This window comes from Rahnella variigena (assembly GCF_003610915.1).
GTDB classification, from domain to species: Bacteria; Pseudomonadota; Gammaproteobacteria; order Enterobacterales; family Enterobacteriaceae; genus Rahnella; species Rahnella variigena.
This window is the reverse complement of the sequence record NZ_NSDJ01000001.1, coordinates 4682216-4702816: the sequence shown is the minus strand read 5'-3', so window position 1 is coordinate 4702816 and position 20601 is coordinate 4682216. Positions and strand designations below refer to the sequence as shown.

Annotated in this window: 18 protein-coding genes; 13 read left to right on the top strand and 5 right to left on the bottom strand. The window is 50.1% G+C overall.

Annotated features, from left to right (window positions below; translation table 11 throughout):
* The first annotated feature begins 21 nt into the window (after positions 1–21).
* The 10 genes from flgL to CKQ54_RS21695 all read left to right on the top strand — a co-directional run bounded on the left by flgL (position 22) and on the right by CKQ54_RS21695 (position 11283).
* Positions 22–939 (top strand): flagellar hook-associated protein FlgL, encoded by a 918-nt coding sequence (flgL, locus tag CKQ54_RS21740; protein WP_120163770.1) that lies wholly within the window; start codon positions 22–24, stop codon positions 937–939.
* A gap of 71 nt (positions 940–1010) precedes the next feature.
* Positions 1011–2675 carry a methyl-accepting chemotaxis protein gene (locus tag CKQ54_RS21735; protein WP_120163771.1) on the top strand — a complete coding sequence of 555 codons (1665 nt, stop codon included), beginning with the start codon at positions 1011–1013 and terminating at the stop codon, positions 2673–2675.
* A 192-nt stretch (positions 2676–2867) separates the two neighbouring features.
* Complete coding sequence (locus tag CKQ54_RS21730) at positions 2868–3590, top strand: RNA polymerase sigma factor FliA (protein ID WP_120163772.1); 723 nt, start codon at positions 2868–2870, stop codon at positions 3588–3590.
* A 445-nt stretch (positions 3591–4035) separates the two neighbouring features.
* Positions 4036–4383, top strand: coding sequence for a flagellar transcriptional regulator FlhD (gene flhD, locus CKQ54_RS21725; protein WP_369920668.1), 348 nt, complete (start codon positions 4036–4038; stop codon positions 4381–4383).
* Between the two features lie 30 nt (positions 4384–4413).
* Positions 4414–4977, top strand: coding sequence for a flagellar transcriptional regulator FlhC (flhC, locus tag CKQ54_RS21720; RefSeq protein ID WP_112287689.1), 564 nt, complete (start codon positions 4414–4416; stop codon positions 4975–4977).
* Positions 4978–5105: 128 nt separating this feature from the next.
* Positions 5106–5990 carry a flagellar motor stator protein MotA gene (gene motA / locus CKQ54_RS21715; protein WP_112287688.1) on the top strand — a complete coding sequence of 295 codons (885 nt, stop codon included), beginning with the start codon at positions 5106–5108 and terminating at the stop codon, positions 5988–5990.
* Positions 5987–6961 (top strand): flagellar motor protein MotB, encoded by a 975-nt coding sequence (gene motB, locus CKQ54_RS21710; RefSeq protein WP_113877441.1) that lies wholly within the window; start codon positions 5987–5989, stop codon positions 6959–6961. The genes motA and motB overlap by 4 nt, the downstream gene beginning before the upstream one ends.
* 2 nt (positions 6962–6963) lie before the next feature.
* Positions 6964–9030 (top strand): chemotaxis protein CheA, encoded by a 2067-nt coding sequence (cheA, locus tag CKQ54_RS21705; protein ID WP_120163773.1) that lies wholly within the window; start codon positions 6964–6966, stop codon positions 9028–9030.
* Positions 9031–9039: 9 nt separating this feature from the next.
* On the top strand, positions 9040–9546 hold the full coding sequence (gene cheW, locus CKQ54_RS21700; protein WP_112287685.1) for a chemotaxis protein CheW: 507 nt from the start codon (positions 9040–9042) through the stop codon (positions 9544–9546).
* A gap of 357 nt (positions 9547–9903) precedes the next feature.
* On the top strand, positions 9904–11283 hold the full coding sequence (locus CKQ54_RS21695; RefSeq protein ID WP_244220244.1) for a methyl-accepting chemotaxis protein: 1380 nt from the start codon (positions 9904–9906) through the stop codon (positions 11281–11283).
* A gap of 214 nt (positions 11284–11497) precedes the next feature.
* On the opposite strand, the gene CKQ54_RS21690 is transcribed toward CKQ54_RS21695, so the two are convergent.
* Both CKQ54_RS21690 and CKQ54_RS21685 read right to left on the bottom strand, forming a co-directional pair.
* The gene (locus CKQ54_RS21690; RefSeq protein ID WP_120349697.1) at positions 11498–12610 is read right to left on the bottom strand and encodes a FliC/FljB family flagellin; all 1113 of its coding nucleotides are present in this window, start codon (positions 12608–12610) and stop codon (positions 11498–11500) included.
* Positions 12611–12951: 341 nt separating this feature from the next.
* Complete coding sequence (locus tag CKQ54_RS21685) at positions 12952–14064, bottom strand: FliC/FljB family flagellin (RefSeq protein ID WP_120349696.1); 1113 nt, start codon at positions 14062–14064, stop codon at positions 12952–12954.
* 450 nt (positions 14065–14514) lie between these two features.
* Here CKQ54_RS21685 and fliD point away from each other — a divergent pair, with 450 nt between their 5' ends.
* The 3 genes from fliD to CKQ54_RS21670 all read left to right on the top strand — a co-directional run bounded on the left by fliD (position 14515) and on the right by CKQ54_RS21670 (position 16786).
* The gene (gene fliD / locus CKQ54_RS21680; protein ID WP_120163524.1) at positions 14515–15978 is read left to right on the top strand and encodes a flagellar filament capping protein FliD; all 1464 of its coding nucleotides are present in this window, start codon (positions 14515–14517) and stop codon (positions 15976–15978) included.
* A 69-nt stretch (positions 15979–16047) separates the two neighbouring features.
* Positions 16048–16455 carry a flagellar export chaperone FliS gene (gene fliS, locus CKQ54_RS21675; protein WP_120163525.1) on the top strand — a complete coding sequence of 136 codons (408 nt, stop codon included), beginning with the start codon at positions 16048–16050 and terminating at the stop codon, positions 16453–16455.
* A complete protein-coding gene (locus CKQ54_RS21670) occupies positions 16448–16786 on the top strand; it encodes a flagellar protein FliT (protein WP_244220243.1) in 339 nt (112 codons plus the stop codon). The genes fliS and CKQ54_RS21670 overlap by 8 nt, the downstream gene beginning before the upstream one ends.
* A gap of 139 nt (positions 16787–16925) precedes the next feature.
* Here CKQ54_RS21670 and CKQ54_RS21665 read toward each other — a convergent pair whose 3' ends face one another.
* From CKQ54_RS21665 to flhB, 3 genes are read right to left on the bottom strand one after another with little or no spacing between them, the layout of a single operon-like run.
* Entirely contained in the window at positions 16926–17327 is a 402-nt protein-coding gene (locus CKQ54_RS21665) for a flagellar protein FlhE (RefSeq protein WP_113878040.1), read from the bottom strand.
* Positions 17324–19432, bottom strand: a complete 2109-nt coding sequence (gene flhA / locus CKQ54_RS21660; RefSeq protein WP_113878041.1) for a flagellar biosynthesis protein FlhA — start codon at positions 19430–19432, stop codon at positions 17324–17326. The genes CKQ54_RS21665 and flhA overlap by 4 nt, the downstream gene beginning before the upstream one ends.
* Positions 19432–20577 carry a flagellar biosynthesis protein FlhB gene (gene flhB, locus CKQ54_RS21655; protein WP_120163526.1) on the bottom strand — a complete coding sequence of 382 codons (1146 nt, stop codon included), beginning with the start codon at positions 20575–20577 and terminating at the stop codon, positions 19432–19434. Before flhB ends, flhA begins: the two co-directional genes overlap by 1 nt.
* Positions 20578–20601 lie beyond the last annotated feature (24 nt).

Sequence of the window (20601 nt, the reverse complement as noted above, 5' to 3'; positions counted from 1 at the left end):
ACGCTATTAAGGATGATTGTGATGCGCCTTAGCACTCAGTATATGTTTCAAAACAATATCAACAGCCTCTCCAGTTCGATGAATACCGCTAACGGTATCAGTATGCGTTTATCCGCAGGTCAGCGGTTGCTGAACCCTTCTGATGACCCGTCAGGTGCGGCGCAGGCCATCATGTACCAGAACTCTCTGGCGAATATGAAGCAGTTTGATTCGGCCCGTGGTTTTGCGAAAGACGCTCTGAACTTTGAAGATAATACCCTCAACTCGCTGGGTAATATTCTGACCAAGAACCTGAGTGAAAAAATCGTAGCGGCAGGCAAAGGTACGATGTCTGATGCTGACCGTCAGGCGGTGGCGACGGAACTGCAGGGGATCCGCGACAACATGCTGGATCTGGGCAATGCCAAAAACAGCAATGGCCGCTACGTTTTCGCCGGTTATAACACCGGAACCGCGCCGTTCGAAAAAGACGGCACCTACATTGGCGGCAATACGGCCATGACGCAGATTGTGGCTGACAGCACGGAAATGCAGGTCGGACACACCGGCAGTGACGTGTTTATGAGCGGAACGCCGGACGACCTGCTTGCCCAGCTCGACAGCGCCATTGCTGCACTCAATACCCCGATTACCGATGACGCGGGACGCGAAGCCCTGCAAAAGACGCTGGATGGCGTGAACGTGTCCATCAAAAAAGGCATCGATAATTTAGGGCGGATTCAGGCAGAAGTCGGGACCAATCTTCAGCAAATTGACGCCCTGAACGCCACGTCAATGGTTCAGCAAATCAACGTGGAAAGCAGCCTGCAAGAGACTGTCGGGTCTGATTATTCCACGTTTATCACGCTGGTGAGTCAGTCAAAAATGGCCGAATTTAGCCTGAATGCCTCAATGATGGTTTTCCAGACCATGCAGAAGATGAATATTTTTAACATGTAAATCCGTGCATGACTGAGAACGGCAGCATCCGCGCGATCACTGCGTTATTACGATGTCGTATGAGGGGCAGTATGTTTAAAGGATTAAAGATCTCGACAGGCATTACCGGCATTATCGCGACGCTGGCGTTGTTTATCGTGGTGATTGCCGGACTGAGTCTGATGAATGCGATGTCAGCGAAAAGCAACTTCGCCCGCATGGCCACCTCTGTGGACAACACCACTGAGATGCAACATGCCGTCTTTAATCTCAACGGCGGCCTGGCGCATGTGAACGCCCTGATGCTGGAAACCAGTCTGCATCGTCAGGTAAATCCTGAGGCAGTCACGACCGTTCAGGGGATTTTCGCGCAGGCGGAAACCAATATTAAAGCTTTTATGGCGACGCCGTTTAATTCGGAAGAGGAAAAACAGGCTGCCGGTGATCTGAGCAAACAATTTGAAAAAGTGCTCAGCCTGTCGCGGGACAAACTCCGTTACATCGCTGACCCGGCTCAGCTACCTGACGCGCTGGATCAGGAATGGAATGAGCGCATGTCGCTGCGGGATAAAATCGACACCTATGCCGCGATTTCAGCCCGGCAGAACCAGGGATACATCGATCAGGCGGATCGCGATTATCACAACATGATCATTATGGCTGTCATTGTCCTGCTGATATCGGTTGCCGTGACGGTGACCAACCGTATCTGGGTGCGCCACGCGCTGGTGCTGCGGATGGAACAAACTTCCCGTTCGATCAGGATGATTGCCAGCGGTGATCTGCGTCAGAAAATTGAAACCGGTAATCCGAATGAACTGGGGCTGATGCTGGCAGAACTGGAAAGTATGCGTCTTTCCCTGACGGAAACCGTGTCCGGCGTGCAGCAGGGCGTTAAACAGATTTACCTGAATGCTCAGGAAATTGCGCAGGGTAATAACAATCTCTCTGCCCGCACTGAGGAACAGGCGTCGGCGTTGCAGGAAACGGCGGCCAGCATGGAAGAGCTGAAAACCACCGTGCGTCATAATGCCGACAATGCACATACCGCGCGTCAGCTGGCCGAAGGTGCGAGCAGTAACGCGCACAAAGGTGGCAATGTGGTGTCTGACCTTGATGGGATCATGCAGGAGATCACCAAAAGCTCCCGGCAGATTGCTGACATCAACCATGTCATCGACAGCATTGCCAGCCAGACCAATATACTGGCGCTGAATGCCGCGGTTGAGGCGGCCAGAGCCGGAGAGCAGGGGCGTGGTTTTGCCGTTGTGGCCAGTGAAGTGCGCAATCTGGCAAAACGCAGTGCGGATGCGGCAAAAGAGATCAGCCAGCTGATCACCACCTGTGTCAATAATATGAGCACCGGTTCTCAGCAGGTGGAACAGGCCGGAAGGGTAATGAAGGAGATTGTTAATTCCGTCACCCAGGTCACCGATATTATGGGTGAAATAGCGTCAGCCTCTGATGAGCAAAGTGCCGGGATTAATCAGATTGCCCAGGCCGTCAATGAAATGGATCATGTCACGCAGCAGAACGCGTCGATGGTAGAAGAAGCCGCGCTGGCATCCAGTAATCTGGAAGCACAAACGGAATCTCTGGAAAAAATCGTCGGGAAATTTTCTCTCAATGAGAAGGACGTTACCGCTGACGGAGAACAAAAAATAAAGACAGCCTCTTATACGGCCAGTACCACCGGTAACAAAGTGACACCCAAAATTATCCCGGCGTTACAGGAAGAAGAATGGGAGACGTTTTAAATCAATCTCAGCGATTATAATTTTAATTAATTTACAAATATCGGTAGTGATAATTCAGAGCGTGATGATTTCGGGCGGATGATCGAAATTTAACAGCCGGATTGCGCAATATAATTCGGTCTTATCAGGCTATATGATTTCAGATTATTCCTTAATAATTGTTATCCCTTTTATACGCCGGATATCGTAATTGTGAATGGTATTTACACCCATGATGGAGTGGTGCAAAAGGACGAGTTGTGGTTGAAATACCGTTATTTAGTTCGTCACGAAGCACTACGGTTACAGGCCAGATTACCCGCATGCGTAGAGCTGGATGACCTCATTCAGGCTGGTGCAATTGGGATGCTGACGGCCATTGACCAGTTCGACCCCAAGAAAGGGATCGGCATGAGTACCTATGTCACTCAACGTGTGCGCTGGGCGATGATAGATGAATTACGCGATCGCGACTGGGTTCCCCGGCGGGTCCGCACCAATGCCAGAGAAATTTCTGCCGCCATTCGGGAGATTGAGCAGCAGACCGGCGGTGTCGCTTCAGAGGCGGAAGTGGCTGCCTTTATGGGGATTTCGCTGGAAGAATACCAGCAGATGTTAGTGGATACTAACAGCAGCCAGTTCTATTCCCTGGAAGAGTTACAGGAAGAATCCGTCAGTGATGTTGAGCAGCCTGGGACACAGCATGAGATGCTCAATCCATTACATGAATTAATGAAAGGCAAGCTGGCGAAACAAGTGAGCCAGCTGATTAAAGAACTTCCGGAACGTGAGCAGGTGTTGTTGAATTTGTATTATCAGCAGGAACTCAATATGAAGGAAGTGGGCATTATCTTGGGTATCACGGAAACAAGGGTTAGCCAGTTACACAGCCAGGCGATCAAACGAATTCGCGCCAGAATGGATGCGCTTAAATAAAACGTGTAGGAATTTTCCTACCCGATTTAAATATTATGTAGGACGTTTGTAAATTTTTATAGTATAGCGATTAAATAGGGGTTTATATCAAGGATAAAGTAATTCTTAGTGAGGTTTTCGCTCTGAAGCGTTGAGCTTTTAGGTCATTACCGTTATTATTCAAATAATGATTTCCAGCGCCATTTTTACTTTGAAATATGAGGTAAGATGGGGAGTCCCTATTTGTCAGCGACAACTCTTATGTTGCCGGTTGAATGCGGAGTCTGACCGGGGAAATGTCATTATTTGTCATCATGACAAAGCCGTCGTAATGACAAAAATAATCAATAGTTTACTACTTCTTGTGTGGTAGTTATTGCTGAACCTATAGCTTCAATTATTTATTTTCAACGAATTAATTAACGTCCTTTCACCGACAATCCGTAAAGGATCGAGTAACGAAAAAATGAATATAGACAACGTTGACGAACAGCTTCAAAGAATTCATGACATTAACCTTTCTTACCTGCTGCTGGCTCAGCAATTGATCAGAGAAGATAAGTTTGCTGCAGGATTTCGCCTCGGGCTGACTGAAGCAACGATAGATGCACTGAAAGAACTTTCTCTGCCGCAACTGATAAAACTGGCCTCTACCAACCAGTTAATTTGTCGCCTGCGCGTAGATAACGAAATTGTGATCGATAACCTGACGAAAGATTCACGTATCGAAGCCTTACAGCAAATTCATACAGGGATCATTTTATCCACCAATCTGCTTAACTCACTCTCGGAGAACAGCCCTACACCAGGTTAACGGATTAATGGATTAATGGAGAATGTGGTTATGAGCGAAAAAAGTATTTTACAAGAAATCAAAGAAGTCCAGATTGCCATGCAGCTGATTTCCTTTGGTGCCCGTATGCAGATGCTGGAGAGTGAAACCAGTTTAAGTCGCAGAAGATTATTACGTCTTTACAAAGAGTTAAGAGGATGTCCGCCCCCGAAAGGAATGTTACCGTTTTCCGAAGACTGGTTTATGGCGTGGGAGCAAAATATTCATTCATCTATGTTCTATAACATCCATCTTTATATACAGAAAACCGAACCTTGTCGCCCGATTGAAGCCACGGTGAAAGCCTATCGCTTATATCTGGAACAATGTCCGACGCCTCCGGGTGAAAAACCTGTACTGGGTTTAACACGCGCATGGACGTTATTACGGTTTATCGATTGTGGAATTATAGAGCATACAGAATGTTGTATTTGCGGTGGCGGTTTCGTTGTCACGAGTGAACACTCGAAGAATCCTTTTACCTGTAGCTTATGCAGTCCGCCTTCGCGCGCCATTAAAAAGTGCAAAGTGGCCGATTCCTCAACGGATCACGCGGCCAGTTCTGCGGCAAATTAAAATAAGCCGTTAAAAATGTTGTTGAAACCTGGTGTCGCCACGATGTGATACGGCCTCCCCGTATGTCAATTTTATGGCTACTGAACACATGGGTAAGATCTGGATATTGAATTATTTAAGGAGCACATGTGCTAGTCATTATTGGATACGTGGTTGTTATTCTCACTGTTTTTGGCGGGTTCGTGATAACCGGCGGACAGCTCGGTGCACTCTATCAGCCGGCTGAACTGTTAATTATCGGGGGGGCAGGTGTGGGGGCATTTATTGTCGGGAATAACGGCAAATCCATTAAAGCCACGTTGAAAGCCTTTCCTCATTTATTACAAAGTTCACGTTATACCAAAGCGCTTTATATGGATCTGATGGCCATGATGTTTCTGCTGCTGACCAAAGCCAGACAGAACGGCATGATGAACCTGGAAAGCGATATTGAAGATCCGCAGAACAGTCCCATATTTTCCGCTTATCCCCGTTTGCTGGCTGATGCCTCACTGATGAACTTCGTTGTCGATTATCTGCGCCTGATGATAAGCGGCAGCATGAATTCGTATGAAATCGAAGCGCTGATGGATGAGGAAATCGAAACCTGTGAACACGAACATGAAGTCCCGGCTAACAGCCTGAACGTGATTGGTGACGCCTTCCCGGCTTTTGGGATCGTTGCCGCGGTGATGGGCGTGGTGAATGCGCTGGCGGCCGCTGACCGTCCGGCGGCCGAGCTGGGTGAGCTTATCGCTCACGCCATGGTGGGAACGTTCCTCGGTATTTTACTGGCGTATGGATTTGTCTTGCCGCTGGCCTCTGTGCTGCGTCAAAAGAGCGCCGAGCAAATCAAAATGCTGCAATGCATCAAGGTGACATTACTCTCCAGCATGAATGGCTATGCGCCGCAGATTGCGGTGGAATTTGGGCGTAAAACGCTGTTCTCCAGTGAGCGTCCAACCTTTATTGAGCTTGAAGAACATGTGCGCGAAGCGAAGTCCTCGGCCAGCTCGGAAAGCACGCCATCATGAACAAAAGTCCCGGTCCGGTAATCATTGTCCGTAAGCGCAAAAAGCATAAACATGGCCATCATGGTGGCTCGTGGAAAATTGCGTACGCAGACTTTATGACGGCCATGATGGCCTTCTTTTTGGTCATGTGGCTGCTCTCATCCTCAACCCCTTTGCAACGTGAACAAATCGCGGATTACTTCAAGATGCCGCTGAAAATGGCGATGGGCAAAGGGGATAAAGCCAGCCTGAGCAGCAGCGTGATACCCGGCGGCGGGGATGATTTCATGAAGCAGGACGGCGAGGTATTCAAACAAACGCTCACCAGGCTCGACAGGCAAAAGAATGCGCAAAATTTACGACGCGCCCATGAAAAACTGGAAAGCCTGATCCACAACGATCCTCGTCTGAGCGATTTCCAGTCTAACCTGCGGCTCTCCCTGACCGATGACGGATTGCTTATCCAGATCATCGATACGCAGGAACGGCCGATGTTCAAAGTCGGCAGTAAAACGCCGGAGCCTTATATGCGCGGCATTCTTCAGGCGCTGGTGCCGGTGCTCAATGAACTGCCCAACCGTATCAGCCTGACCGGGCATACAGATTCTCTGCCTTATGCCAACGGCGAAGCCGGTTATGGCAACTGGGAGCTTTCCTCGGATCGTGCCAATGCCTCGCGTCGTGCCTTAGTCTCCGGTGGCCTGGCCGATAATAAATTCCTGCGCGTCATTGGTACTGCTGACAGGATGAGCCTGGAAAATCTGCGTCCCGATGACCCGGTAAACCGCCGTATCAGTATTCTGGTTCTCAGCATGAATAAAGAAAAATCGATTCTGGAAGAGGATACGGTTTTGCAGCAGGTCACCGACAACCAGGGCAGTGAGAAAATTAAAGCTGAACTGAAAAAAATGTCAGGCGGCGTTGAGACTGAGCCTGCCGGTTCGGTTGTCGTCAATCCTTTACAGCAATCTTCTCAGGGACAAGGTCATTAAAAATGGATATCAGCGATTTTTACCAAACCTTCTTTGATGAGGCAGATGAGCTCCTGGCCGATATGGAAAGGCACCTTCTGGAGCTGGATTTCATGTCGCCCGACAAGGAAATGCTGAATGCCATCTTTCGTGCCGCTCACTCGATTAAAGGAGGAGCAGGAACCTTTGGATTTACGGTTCTGCAGGAAACGACGCACATCATGGAAAACTTACTGGATGACGCCAGACGGGGAGAGCTGACGCTCACTGACGCCATCATAAATCTGTTTCTGGAGAGCAAAGATATTATGCAAGATCAGCTTGATGCGTATAAATCCTCGCAAGAGCCTGACCAGGAAAGTTTCCGCTATATCTGTGAAGCGCTCCGCCAAATTGCACTGGAAGATAAACAGTCCGCCACGTCAGCAGCGTCTGCCGCAGAAGCACCTGCTGAACAAACAGCTGAACAACCGGTAGCCGAGCCGGTTCCGGTCAGTACTGAAACCTGCGGTGAGATGCTGAACGTCAGACTGAGCGGGATTTCAGCGTCAGATAAAACCGTGCTTCTGGAAGAACTGGCTAATCTGGGCGACGTACTGAGTCATCAGCAGGGTGAAGATTCGCTCGAGGTTGCGTTGCAGACCGGCGTCTGTGCCGACGATATTCTCGCGGTACTCTGTTTTGTGCTGGAACCCGGACAAATTACGATTACCGCAGGCAACGCAAAACCGGCAACCTCCGTGGCGCCTGTGCAAGATGTTCCCGCGCAGGAAATGCCTCAGAAAGACACGCAGCCGGAAGAAAAACCGCTGGCAGAAAAAGCCGTCGCCGCGCCGCCTGCTCCCGCCACAAAGCCTAAAGCCACACCACGCGCACAACCTGCCGAGTCCAACAGTCTGCGTGTGGCGGTAGAAAAGGTAGATCAAATCATTAATCAGGTCGGCGAGCTGATCATCACGCAGGCCATGTTATCGCAGCTTTCCGGCGTACTGGATCCGACCCTTCACGACACCCTCATCAGCAGCATCGGGCAAATGGAACGCAATGCGCGTGATTTGCAGGAATCGGTGATGTCGATCCGCATGATGCCGATGGAATATGTGTTCAGCCGCTTCCCGCGTCTGGTTCATGATCTGGGCAGCAAACTGAATAAAGACATCGAACTGACGCTGCGCGGCGGATCGGCAGAGCTGGATAAAAGCCTGATCGAACGCATTATTGATCCGCTGACGCATCTGGTGCGTAACAGTCTGGATCACGGCATTGAACCTGCGCAGGTGCGACTGGAGAAAGGCAAACCGGCAAAAGGTAATCTGATCCTGTCCGCTGAACACCACGGCGGCAGCATTGTGATTGAAGTCATTGATGATGGCGCCGGACTTAACCGCGAGAAGATCCTCGCACGCGCGCACTCGCAGGGGCTGGCGGTCAGTGAAAACTGGAGCGACAAAGAAATCTGGATGCTTATCTTTGCGGCCGGGTTCTCTACCGCAGAAAAAGTCACCGATGTTTCAGGTCGTGGCGTCGGGATGGACGTGGTGCGCCGGAATATTCTGGCAATGGGCGGTCATGTCGAAATCCATTCTGAGCAGGATAAAGGCACCACTATCCGCATCATTCTGCCGCTGACGCTGGCGATCCTCGACGGGATGTCTGTCCGGGTGGGCGAGGAAATCTATGTCCTGCCGCTCGGCACGGTGATGGAATCCCTGAAACCGTCGGAAAGCGCGCTTTACAATATGGCCGGTGATGAACAGATGCTGTTAGTGCGCGGCGAATATCTGCCGCTGATTGAGCTGCATCAGATCTTTAATATTGAAAGTGAAATCCGCCAGGCCAGTGACGGTATTGCGGTCATTCTGGAAAGTGCGGGTTGCCGCTATGCCTTGCTGGTTGATCAGCTTATTGGTCAGCATCAGGTAGTGGTGAAAAACCTTGAGCTTAATTACCGTAAAGTGCCGGGTATTTCCGCCGCCACTATATTAGGCGATGGCAGCGTCGCATTGATCCTCGACGTGGTTGCTCTTTTAACGCTGAGCAAAAATAAAAAGATCGCCGCCAAAAAAAATCAACTTGTCCCTACTGCGTAAGGTAATTTCATGCATTTTTCCGGAACAGAAAAACAATTTAGCGAAAAGAATGTAGATCAGGAATACCTGGTTTTCACATTAGGTAATGAAGAATACGGGATCGAGATCCTCAAAGTTCAGGAGATCCGCGGTTGCGATCGTGCGACGCGCATTGCCAACTCACCTGATTTTATTGTCGGGATCACTAATCTTCGCGGCGTTATTGTGCCCATTATAGATCTGCGGGTGAAATTCCAGCTTGAGTCTGCGGAAATTAATGATAATACCGTCACGATTGTGTTGAATCTGTGTAACCGCGTGGTGGGTATTGTCGTTGATGGCGTGTCTGACGTGCTTTCCCTGAAAGCGGATCAGATCAAACCCGCACCGGACTTCACCGTCACGCTGTCCACAGAATACCTGCTGGGCCTCGGGTCGCTCGATGACCGTATGCTGATCCTGGTCGATATCGAAAAACTGCTGAACAGTGACGAAATGGAAATTGTCGAAAAAATGGCGGACGCCACCTACGAATAATGCCGGTTGTGAATGACAGGTTCTTAATCACAAACTAATAACCGTCTGCCAGTAGCTGCTGCAAACCCAAAAATCATTATTTATATCAAGAGAGCCTTTCTTAAAAAGTCAGGCTTTCTGTGTTTATTATGCCAGCAAGCATAACCGCTTATTACATTCATGTTATGAAACTTAACAGGAAACTTTATTTTGTTATCATTAATCAGTATTAGAAAAATGGTCCAGGGCCATCTTTATGTTATTGCCTTTTCATTTATCCTTCTTGCGGGATTAAGTTTAAAAATATCGGATATCTCTCGCAGTAATTTTCAGGATATTACCAACTTAAACAGCCGGGTGAAATTATTAGATCAGGCCATGTATAAGTTAATGCTGATGCGCGGTAATGTTCTTTTTCTTAAGGCCGCGTCTTTATCGAATGAACAGGTATCAGATGAGTGGGCTACCGCCATTAATGCCCATAACAGTAATATCCGTCGCAGCATTGATCAGTGGGTAAAAGAGAAAAAGGCTGACGCCTACACGCAGGAGTTATCAGACAAGGCTGGTGCGCTGTTTATGCAGATCACCGATACCTACATGACGTTCTTCAAAGATATTCATGGCAGTGCCGCGGTGATTGATAAGACCGATGATTTGATCACCGAGCTTGAAACCGTCACCGGCAGTTATTACACCGTAGCCGATAAGCTCACTACTCAGTACAAAGAGAGAGCCGATTTTTTACATGACCTGTTATGGATAACAATCGCCATTGTCGTGGTGTTGTTTGTGATTTTGTATGTCTCACTTTCGCGCTATATCACCCGCATGGTGATCAGCCGTTTGTCCGAAGCTTCCGCGATCTTCTCGGCAATCAGTCAGGGAGAGCTGGCGAGTCAGGTGCCAGATTATGGCCGTAATGAAATGGGTAAACTGTTCAGCAGTATTGAAGAAATGCGCGCTTCGCTGGTGAATATCATTTCCGGCGTGAAGGGGGTGGCGGTCAACCTGCGCCATAATGCCGTTGAAATTGCCCATGGTAACCAGGATTTGTCTTCGCGAACTGAAGAACAGGCCAGCGCCCTGCAACAGACTGCGGCCAGTATGGAAGAGATCAAAACCACGGTCGAAAACAATACGGCACATGCCCGTGAGGCCAATCATCTTGCTAACGAAGCAAAACAGATGGCCGACAGCGGTTCACAAATCATGGTCGATGTGGTCCGCTCAATGGGCACGATTGCCAGCCATGCCACGCAGATTTCCAACATTATTAAAGTGATCGACGGCATTGCCAGCCAGACCAACATTCTTGCCCTGAACGCCGCGGTGGAAGCCGCACGTGCCGGTGAGCAGGGGCGTGGATTTGCCGTCGTGGCGACCGAAGTGCGTAATCTGGCGCAACGCAGCGCCGATGCCGCCAAAGAAATCCGCGGGCTGATTGAACATTCGGTACAGGATACCGAAGCGGGCAGTAAACGCGTCGATACGGCCAAAGAGACGATTGGCGATATTGTTGAAATTGTCAGTAAAGTCAGCAACATCATGCAGGATATCACTCAGGCTTCTGAAGAACAGAACATGGGGATTCAGCAGGTGGCAGTGGCGATTAACCAGATGGATGTGGTGACCCAGCAAAATGCGGCGTTAGTTGAAGAATCAGCGGCGATAACGGTGATGATGGATGAACGCACCGGTGAGCTGGAAAGTATGGTGTCGGTTTTCCATACTGAAACAGAACGCCAGGAAGCCTGAACCCGGAACGTTAATTAAAGAACCTCCGTAAACAGTGAGAAATATGATTAAAGGGCGGCAGAGTATTCTGTCGCCCTTTTTTATTGCTGATGTTTTTTATTAAGCTTATTTACTGTTGTGATCATACCGGCAATAAAAAATCCCCCCGGTCCGTGAAGACCGGGGAGATTTGATACTGACTACACTATGACTGACTAACGTATTACAAACTGACTTAGCGCAGCAGAGACAGTACGTTCTGCGGAACCTGGTTAGCCTGTGCCAGTACGGTCACGCCTGCGGACTGCAGGATGTTCGCACGGCTCATGTTAGACACTTCAGACGCGAAGTCAGCATCGAGGATACGTGAACGGGATTCAGACAGGTTGTTCACGGTGCTGTTCAGGTTGCTGATAACAGAATCGAAACGGTTCTGTACCGCGCCCAGACCGGAGCGCAGTTCGTCAACCTGTGCCAGTGCATCGTCAATCGCTTTCAGCTGACCAACGCCTGCCATTTGATCGGCAGTCGCATCAGTACCTTTCGCGAAGGTCACGGTATCAGCCGCACCGCCGGACCCTGCGCTGAAGGTTGGAGTCATGGTAACCGCCACATCCGCGCCAGACGCGTCTTTACCTACTGCGATGTAAACAGTGTTGCCGCTGCCGTCTTTGGTGGAGTAGATATCGCCGGAGCCGCCTGCACTGAATGCTGCATCTTTCATTGCATCCAGCTGAGTCTGATCCAGAACCACATTGGCTGCAGTACCGGAAGCATCACCGCTGAGTTTAGAACCGACACTCAGTTTGGTGGCGACTTTAGTAGCATCGAAACCGTCCATGCCTAAGGTGGTGGAGTTCATTTTGCTCAGGTTGATTTCGATGGTCTGACCGTCGTTAGAACCGACCTGAATGTTCAGGGTCTGGTCTGAGCTCAGGACTTTCACGCCGTTGAACTCAGTCTGTTCAGAGATACGGTTGATTTCAGCCAGACGCGCGTTGATTTCGTCCTGGATGGACTTGCGGTCAGATTCTGAGTTGGTGCCGTTCTGAGACTGCACAGCCAGACGACGAATGTTTTGCAGGTTGTCGTTGACTTCGTTCAGTGCGCCTTCGGTGGTCTGCGCAATGGAGATACCGTCGTTGGCGTTACGGGAAGCCTGCGTCAGACCGTTGATGTTAGAAGTGAAACGGTTGCTGATCGCCTGACCTGCGGCATCGTCTTTCGCGCTGTTAATACGCACGCCGGAAGATAAACGCTGGATAGCGGTACCCAGTGAAGACTGAGATTTATTCAGGTTGTTCTGTGCTACCAGGCTCAGGGAGTTGGTATTAATAACTTGTGCCATTGAGATTTCCTCGGGTATTTATAATGTAACACTGCAACTGTATTTAAATTGAGTGATGCGTCATTCCGTTCGCATATAATAAATATCGGTGGAAGGAAAAATGACTAAACAGGTTTTTGCGTTATTTTTATTTCGGTGGCTTATTTGATGAAATACGTGCAATTGTGGCGTTAGTTCAGCGGATGGCGTGAGTCTTTCTTATTACAGAAAACACCCTTATTACAGAAAGCTCTCTTATTACAAAAGCTCTTTATTACAAAATTTCTTTTATTAAAAAAATACCCCCGCCGGTGAGGGCAGGGGTATTAAGGATCACGTCTTGTAGCGTATTACAAGCTCACTTAGCGCAGCAGAGACAGAACGTTCTGCGGAACCTGGTTAGCCTGTGCCAGTACGGTCACGCCTGCGGACTGCAGGATGTTCGCACGGCTCATGTTAGACACTTCAGACGCGAAGTCAGCATCGAGAATACGTGAACGGGATTCAGACAGGTTGTTCACGGTGCTGTTCAGGTTGCTGATAACAGAATCGAAACGGTTCTGTACCGCACCCAGACCGGAGCGCAGTTCGTCAACCTGTGCCAGTGCATCGTCAATCGCTTTCAGCTGGCCGACGCCTGCCATTTGATCGGCAGTCGCAGCAGCACCTTTAGAGAAGGACACGGTATCAGCCGCGCCGCCGGACCCTGCGCTGAAGGTTGCGTCCATGGTGACAGCCACATCCGCGCCGGTAGAGTCTTTACCCACAGCGACGTAAACAGTGTTGCCGCTGCCGTCTTTGGTGGAGTAGATTTCGCCGGTGCCGCCTGAGCCAAAGGCTTCAGTTTTCATGTTATCCATATCAGTCTGGCTCAGAACCGCATTGGCTGCAGTACCGGAAGCATCACCGCTGACTTTAGAACCGACGCTCAGTTTGGTGGCGACTTTAGTGGCGTCGAAACCATCCATGCCTAAGGTGGTGGAGTTCATTTTGCTCAGGTTGATTTCGATGGTCTGACCGTCGTTAGAACCGACCTGAATGTTCAGGGTCTGGTCTGAGCTCAGGACTTTCACGCCGTTGAACTCAGTCTGTTCAGAGATACGGTTGATTTCAGCCAGACGCGCGTCGATTTCGTCCTGGATGGACTTGCGGTCAGATTCTGAGTTGGTGCCGTTCTGAGACTGCACAGCCAGACGACGGATGTTCTGCAGGTTGTCGTTGACTTCGTTCAGTGCGCCTTCAGTGGTCTGCGCAATGGAGATACCGTCGTTGGCGTTACGGGAAGCCTGCGTCAGACCGTTGATGTTAGAAGTGAAACGGTTGCTGATCGCCTGACCCGCAGCATCGTCTTTCGCGCTGTTAATACGCACGCCGGAAGATAAACGCTGAATAGCGGTACCCAGTGAAGACTGAGATTTATTCAGGTTGTTCTGTGCTACCAGGCTCAGGGAGTTGGTATTAATAACTTGTGCCATTGAGATTTCCTCGAGTATTTATAATGTAACACTGCAACTGTATTTAAATTGAGTGATGCGTTATTTCGTTCGCATGCTTAAATCATCGGAGTGCCGGAAAATCTCTAAAGTCTTTTTTTAAATTAATTTGCTGGGTGGTCAGAAATTATACTTTTGTTAAAATTGAAGGTGAGAATGTTAATAACGTTTTCAGCAGAGGGATTTTTTTATTTACATCATAATCACGATAAAAGAACGCACTTATGTCGCTAATTGTGAAGTTTGCGGATCGGAATAAGTGAAATAACCCCTGATTTCTGAAATCTATTGGGTGAAAAGAAGCAGGGAATGTTTTTATCGGGCGTTATGGTTGATGGGTAAATGACAAAGAATTAAACTTTATATTGTCTGAACCGATATCTAATAGTGAAGTTACTTTGAAATAAAATACATTCTATACAGGAGAATATAATGGCTTCCTTCTCATCATTGGGTATCGGATCCGGTCTTGACACAGCAACCATGCTTGAGCAGATCAAGGCAGGGGAACAGACGCGTCTGAAGCCTTATACCTTGCTGCAAACGAGCTATAAATCGAAGATTTCCGCATGGGGTCAGATTTCCAGTTCAATGTCAGCGCTGCAAACCAGCGTAAAAAGTCTGTCTAACGATGCCTTTAACACCTTAACGGTCAGCTCTAATAAAGCGTTTAGCGCGACAGCCACTACCGGCGCCAATGCCGACAGCCATGAAGTCACGGTTGAACAGCTGGCGATGGCGCACAAAATCAAAACCGAAGGTGTGGACAGTGCCGACGATGCGCAAGGCGAGGCGAATAACGGTATCCGCACGGTCACCATTACGACCGGCTCCGGTGATTCAGCGAAAACCACCACGGTTGAGCTGAAGGATGATGAAACCTCACTGAACCAGATTGCCAAGGCCATCAATAAACAAGACGGTGGTGTCAGCGCCAGCGTGCAGCGCACCAACGACGGTTATCAGCTGGTACTGAGTTCAAAAAGCACCGGCAGCGACGGTAAAATCAGCGTTAAGGTCGAGGGCGATGACAAACTCGGCGATATGCTGAATACCTCGGCCGGCGGCCGGCCAGTTAATGGCCCCGATAACGGCGACGGCATGTATTTAGTGACCGAAGCGCAAGATGCAAAGCTCAAAGTTGATGGCAGCTCATATACCCGTTCTTCCAACAACATCAGCGATATTATCAGCGGCGTCACCCTGCAGCTCAAAGCAGTGTCGGAAGATAATAAATCAGAACAGCTGACGATGACCCGTGATACCGGGGCCATCAAAACCAGCGTGAAAGACTTCGTTGAGAAGTACAACGCGTTGCTGAAAATGACCACCGCAGCCAGCAAATATGTCCAGAATGATACGTCAGGTCTGAAAGACGATCAGGTCGCCACGCAAAATGGTGAAAGCGGCGCACTGATGGGGGATTCCACCCTTCGCGGCATGGTCAGTGAGCTGCGTACTGCGGTGAACGGCACCTACGGTTCTTCGGATGCCGACATCACCTCACTGGCGGATATCGGTATCAAAATTGATGCGACCACCGGCCAGATGACGCTGGATGAAAGCAAAATTGATGCCGCCATTGCTGATAATCCAGACGGTATTGCCGATATGTTCATGGGACGCGGCACTAACGAAGGGATGGCCGTCAAACTCGGCACCATCATCACCAAATATGTGGGTGATCCGGACACCAAAACTGACGGTTTGATTAAAACGTCCACTGACAGCCTGGATGAACAGGTCAAAATCATGCAGACCCAGCTGGATAAAACCCAGAAACTGATCGACGCACAGGTCGAACGTTACCGGGTTCAGTTCTCGGCGCTGGACAGCACCATGTCACAGCTGAACAGCCTGCAAAATCAGATGAACGGCCTTTTATCGTCACTCTGATGGTTTAATTTTAACGAATAATGACCTTGCAGGAGGCTTGCCCTCCTGCCGGGAGAAAGCGGAACCACCATGTATTCAAAATCGGGAAGTAAGGCTTACGCGCAGGTTGATCTGGAAAGTCAGCTGGCTGGCGCATCGCCACATGAGCTGATTACCATGTTGTATGAAGGCGCGAATAACGCCGTACTGCGCGCCAAAATCTATTTTGAGATGGGAAATATTGCCAAGCGGGGAGAAATGATCTCCCGGGCTATCAATATTATTGATAACGGATTGCGAACGTCTCTGGATCATGAAAAGGGACAACACATCGCGGAAGATTTGGAGAGGTTATATGACTATATGTCACGAACCTTGCTGGATGCTAACCGGCAAAACTCTCCGGACGGACTCACGAGTGTGAGTGAAATACTGACAAACCTTGCCACGACATGGAAGGAAATTGAACCTAAAAAAAGGCTGGAAAATTATGGGTAACACGGTATGCGAAGAGTATGAAGAGATTTATCAGTTGAACTTACATCTGCTGGAAATGGTAAAGCAGGGCAAGTGGGAAGAGTTTATCCAGCTTGCCGAAGTGTATATTACTAAACTGAATGATGTGATCAGTAATCAGCCGGAAGATATATTGCCAGATGAGAAGACGTCACTTAGCTTTATTCTGAAAAGCCTGATCGAAAGTGAAGACGAAATTGAAAAAACGCTGAAAAGCAGACTGGATATACTAAAAAAGGAGATGTCATCTTTACATCGCGGGAAGAAGTACAGCGAGGCGTATTCATCTCAATTTACCTCCGCGTTCCATTAATCCCCGGAGAGGCTATTTTGGTTAACCAAATATAGCCTTAGCATAGCATTGAGCACCCCTCTCACCTTGCTTGCTACTCTTCGGCAAAATTGAATACTGATTATTCTTAACAGGTAATTCAATTAGCCACAGTGACTTGTTAATAATAATTAATCGTAAGCTGATTCTTCACCACATTCAGGGGCGGCAATAGCTGTCCCTGACTTTCCACCGTATAGACAAAATAAAAGGGTCCGCGCGCCGTCAGCGATGAACCCACACTTTTCTGCCCCGATAATGAATCCAGCCTGATGCACTTTTCCTGACTGCATAATTTAATCTGCAAACCCGGAGGCGGCGCAGAGAGCAGGCTGATACGCCACGAAATCCGGCTAAGGGTCGCCGCTGGCGGGAGGGTCGTGTTTAGCGGGCGACTGGTTAACGTCTGATTGCCCACGCTGACTTTCCCGCCGGCAGAATCTCCGCTCCATGAACCGCTGGCAGCCGCAGCCGCCAGCGGGAATAACAGCGTAAGCCCGGTGGTCAGGGCACGAATTTTCATTCTTTGCCCCCGATGATGTAAGACATTCTGACGTTACGGTTATTGCTGATTTCCTGATTCGACAACACGGTCAGCTGCGGATAGACGCGGCGCAGGAAGCGGGACAACATGAAGCGAAGAGGCTGATTCACCAGCAATACCAGCGGCGCTCCGCTGGCTTCCTGCTGGGCAATGGCTTTTTCCGTCTGCAGCATAATATTTTCTGCAATGCCCGGTTCGATGGCGCTGCCACTTTGTGTCGCCTGGGTCAGCAACCGTTCGAGATTCAGATCCAGTCCGATCACCTGCATTTCGCCATTGCCGGGGAACCATTTCTGAGTAATGGCGCGACCTAACCTGATGCGAACGTGCGCCGTCAGATCGTCAGGATCGGCAATCGTGCCAGCGAATTCCGCCAGCGTATCAATAATCGTCCGCACGTCGCGAATGGAGATCCGCTCCGACAGCAGATTTTGCAGCACTTTGTGGAACGTGGTCAGCGAAATCACGCCGGGGATCAGATCCTCAACCAGTTTCGGCATGTCTTTCGTCAGGCGATCCAGCAGTTGCTGCGTTTCCTGGCGGCCAAACAGCTCATCCGTGTGCAGGGAAATCAGGTGATTAAGGTGTGTGGCGATCACCGAACTCGGATCAACCACGGTGTAACCCAGCGCCTGAGCCCGTTCGCGCATGACTTCGTCGATCCACACCGCAGGTAAACCAAAGGCCGGATCCTGACAAGGTACACCCGGCAATTCACCTTCAGCACAACCCGGATCGATCGCCATCCAGCGTTCAGGCTGAGTTTCCCCGCGTCCAATTTCAACGCCTTTCAGCAGGATCCGGTAATCCGTCGGGGCCAGATCTAAGTTGTCGCGGATGTGAACCGGCGGTGGCAGGAATCCCATTTCCTGAGCAAATTTCTTACGGATCCCGCGAATACGGGTCAGCAGCTGACCTTTCTGTTCACTGTCTACCATTGGGATCAGGCGATATCCGACCTCCAGCCCCAGAACATCTTCATGCTGCACGTCTGCCCAGGAGGCTTCGGTGACCTGCGCCGCGTCAGCTTCGGCTTTCGCCGCCGCCTGAGCGTCTTTGCTCATCGGGCGTTTGCGGGCTGACGGATTATCGGTCTGACGTCCGCGCATCCACCAGGCCAGGGCCAGTAAGCCGCCGGTAAACAGCAGGAAGACAAAGTTAGGCATCCCCGGCACCAGCCCCAGCAAGCCGATCACACCGGCGGCCAGCACCATGACGCGTGGATTATTAAACAGCTGACCCACCATCTGCTCGCCGACGTCCTGATCGGTCGCCACGCGGGTCACGATCACACCGGCGGCGGTCGAAATCACCAGTCCGGGGATCTGCGCCACCAGACCATCACCGATGGTCAGCAGGGTGTAAGTTGCACCGGCTTCGGCGAAAGACATATCGTGCTGCATCGTACCGATCATCAGTCCGCCGATTACGTTAATGGCCATGATCAGCAACCCTGCGATGGCATCGCCGCGCACGAATTTACTGGCACCGTCCATGGAACCGTAGAAGTCGGCTTCCTGCGTCACATCGCTGCGGCGCTTTTTGGCTTCTTCCTCGCCGATGATCCCGGCATTCAGATCCGCATCGATCGCCATCTGTTTGCCCGGCATCCCGTCGAGGACAAAACGTGCGCCAACTTCGGCGATACGCCCGGCACCTTTGGTGATAACCATGAAGTTGATGATCACCAGAATGACGAACACGATGATACCGATGGCAAAATTACCGCCCACCAGAAAGTGTCCGAATGCGTCGATCACCTGACCGGCCGCCCCTTCACCGGTATGCCCATACATCAGGATGATACGGGTCGACGCAATGTTCAGCGCCAGCCGCAACAGCGTGGAAAACAGCAGCACCGTCGGAAACGCGGAGAATTCCAGGGTGTTCTGCGTAAACATCGCCACCAGCAAAATCATCAGCGACAGCACGATATTGAAGGTAAACAGCAAATCCAGAATGAAAGCCGGCAGTGGCAAAATCATCATGGCCAGAATGGTCATGATCAATACCGGACCTGCCAGTATTTGCCATTGCGTCTGTTTAAAATCCGGTAAACGTAATTTGGTGGCTAAATTGGCCATCACTCATGACTCTCTTGTGCAAAATCCAGTGCAGCAGGCACCGGAAGGTTCTCAGGTTTTTTAGGAAGCGCGCCGGTGCCTTTTTTCCAGCGTCTCAGGCCGTATACCCAGGCCAGAACCTCTGCGACGGCACCGTATAATTCGGTCGGGATTTGTTCGCCAATTTCGCAATGCCGGTAAAGCGCACGCGCCAGCGGCGGGGCTTCCAGCATCGGAATATTGTGCTTAGCCGCTTCTTCACGGATGCGTAATGCAATATCGCCCGCGCCCTTGGCGAGCATCATTGGCGCGCCTGTTCCGTCCTCTTTGTAGCTGAGGGCAATAGAATAGTGGGTCGGGTTATTCACAATCACGTCAGCCTGAGGGATGTCTTCCATCATTCGCTGACGGGCAGCGGCGCGTTGCAGCTGTTTTATACGTCCTTTAACGTGCGGATCGCCTTCCTGCTGTTTAAATTCATCACGTATTTCCTGACGGCTCATGCGTAACTTTTTCAGGTTACTCATGATCTGATGGAATACGTCGTAACCCACCAGCGGGATCAGGGCCAGGATCACCACCAGCAGACAGCCGGACACCAGCGATCGCATATCCTTCAGTCCGATCACGACCGGTTCATAAATCAGCTGGATCATGTGGGATTTTGCGCTCATCAGGTAAACCCCGGCTGCACATCCCACCAGGGTGACTTTCAGAAGGCTTTTCAGTAATTCCGACACCACCTGTGTGGAAAACATGCGTTTGAGTCCTGATAAAGGATTCAAACGCTTGAGATCCATTTTTAATGATTTCCCGCTGATATTCAGACCACCCAGTAACAGCGGCGAGGCCAGCCCGGTGAAAAACAGCCCGACTAAAATGGGCAGCACGGAAAATACCGCCATGCTGAATAACTCACCGGCGCGCAGAAGCATCAGTCTGGAATCGAGCATCACCAGACGGTCAAAGGTCAGCCCGTTGTGCAACAGCAAGCTGAGCTTTCCGGCCAGATGCGAGCCACCGAGCATGATCAGCATCCAGCCCACCAGCAGCATCAGTAAAGATGTCAGCTCTTTCGACCGCGGAACCTGCCCCTCTTCGCGGGCTTTCGATATTTTGGTGGGGGTGGGTTCCTCTGTTTTTTCTACATCACTTTCTTCAGACATAAGAGCAGCCCGTGAAGTGACCGC

What these genes read in the sequence shown, in the direction of transcription:
- motB (WP_113877441.1), top strand. Translation starts at nt 5,987, where the DNA reads ATGAACAAAAGTCCCGGTCCGGTAATCATTGTCCGTAAGCGCAAAAAG.
- fliS (WP_120163525.1), top strand. Translation starts at nt 16,048, where the DNA reads ATGTATTCAAAATCGGGAAGTAAGGCTTACGCGCAGGTTGATCTGGAA.
- flgL (WP_120163770.1), top strand. Translation starts at nt 22, where the DNA reads ATGCGCCTTAGCACTCAGTATATGTTTCAAAACAATATCAACAGCCTC.
- CKQ54_RS21670 (WP_244220243.1), top strand. Translation starts at nt 16,448, where the DNA reads ATGGGTAACACGGTATGCGAAGAGTATGAAGAGATTTATCAGTTGAAC.
- CKQ54_RS21665 (WP_113878040.1), bottom strand. Translation starts at nt 17,327, where the DNA reads ATGAAAATTCGTGCCCTGACCACCGGGCTTACGCTGTTATTCCCGCTG.
- flhB (WP_120163526.1), bottom strand. Translation starts at nt 20,577, where the DNA reads ATGTCTGAAGAAAGTGATGTAGAAAAAACAGAGGAACCCACCCCCACC.
- CKQ54_RS21690 (WP_120349697.1), bottom strand. Translation starts at nt 12,610, where the DNA reads ATGGCACAAGTTATTAATACCAACTCCCTGAGCCTGGTAGCACAGAAC.
- CKQ54_RS21695 (WP_244220244.1), top strand. Translation starts at nt 9,904, where the DNA reads ATGTATAAGTTAATGCTGATGCGCGGTAATGTTCTTTTTCTTAAGGCC.
- cheA (WP_120163773.1), top strand. Translation starts at nt 6,964, where the DNA reads ATGGATATCAGCGATTTTTACCAAACCTTCTTTGATGAGGCAGATGAG.
- flhD (WP_369920668.1), top strand. Translation starts at nt 4,036, where the DNA reads ATGAATATAGACAACGTTGACGAACAGCTTCAAAGAATTCATGACATT.
- CKQ54_RS21685 (WP_120349696.1), bottom strand. Translation starts at nt 14,064, where the DNA reads ATGGCACAAGTTATTAATACCAACTCCCTGAGCCTGGTAGCACAGAAC.
- CKQ54_RS21735 (WP_120163771.1), top strand. Translation starts at nt 1,011, where the DNA reads ATGTTTAAAGGATTAAAGATCTCGACAGGCATTACCGGCATTATCGCG.
- cheW (WP_112287685.1), top strand. Translation starts at nt 9,040, where the DNA reads ATGCATTTTTCCGGAACAGAAAAACAATTTAGCGAAAAGAATGTAGAT.
- fliD (WP_120163524.1), top strand. Translation starts at nt 14,515, where the DNA reads ATGGCTTCCTTCTCATCATTGGGTATCGGATCCGGTCTTGACACAGCA.
- flhA (WP_113878041.1), bottom strand. Translation starts at nt 19,432, where the DNA reads ATGGCCAATTTAGCCACCAAATTACGTTTACCGGATTTTAAACAGACG.
- flhC (WP_112287689.1), top strand. Translation starts at nt 4,414, where the DNA reads ATGAGCGAAAAAAGTATTTTACAAGAAATCAAAGAAGTCCAGATTGCC.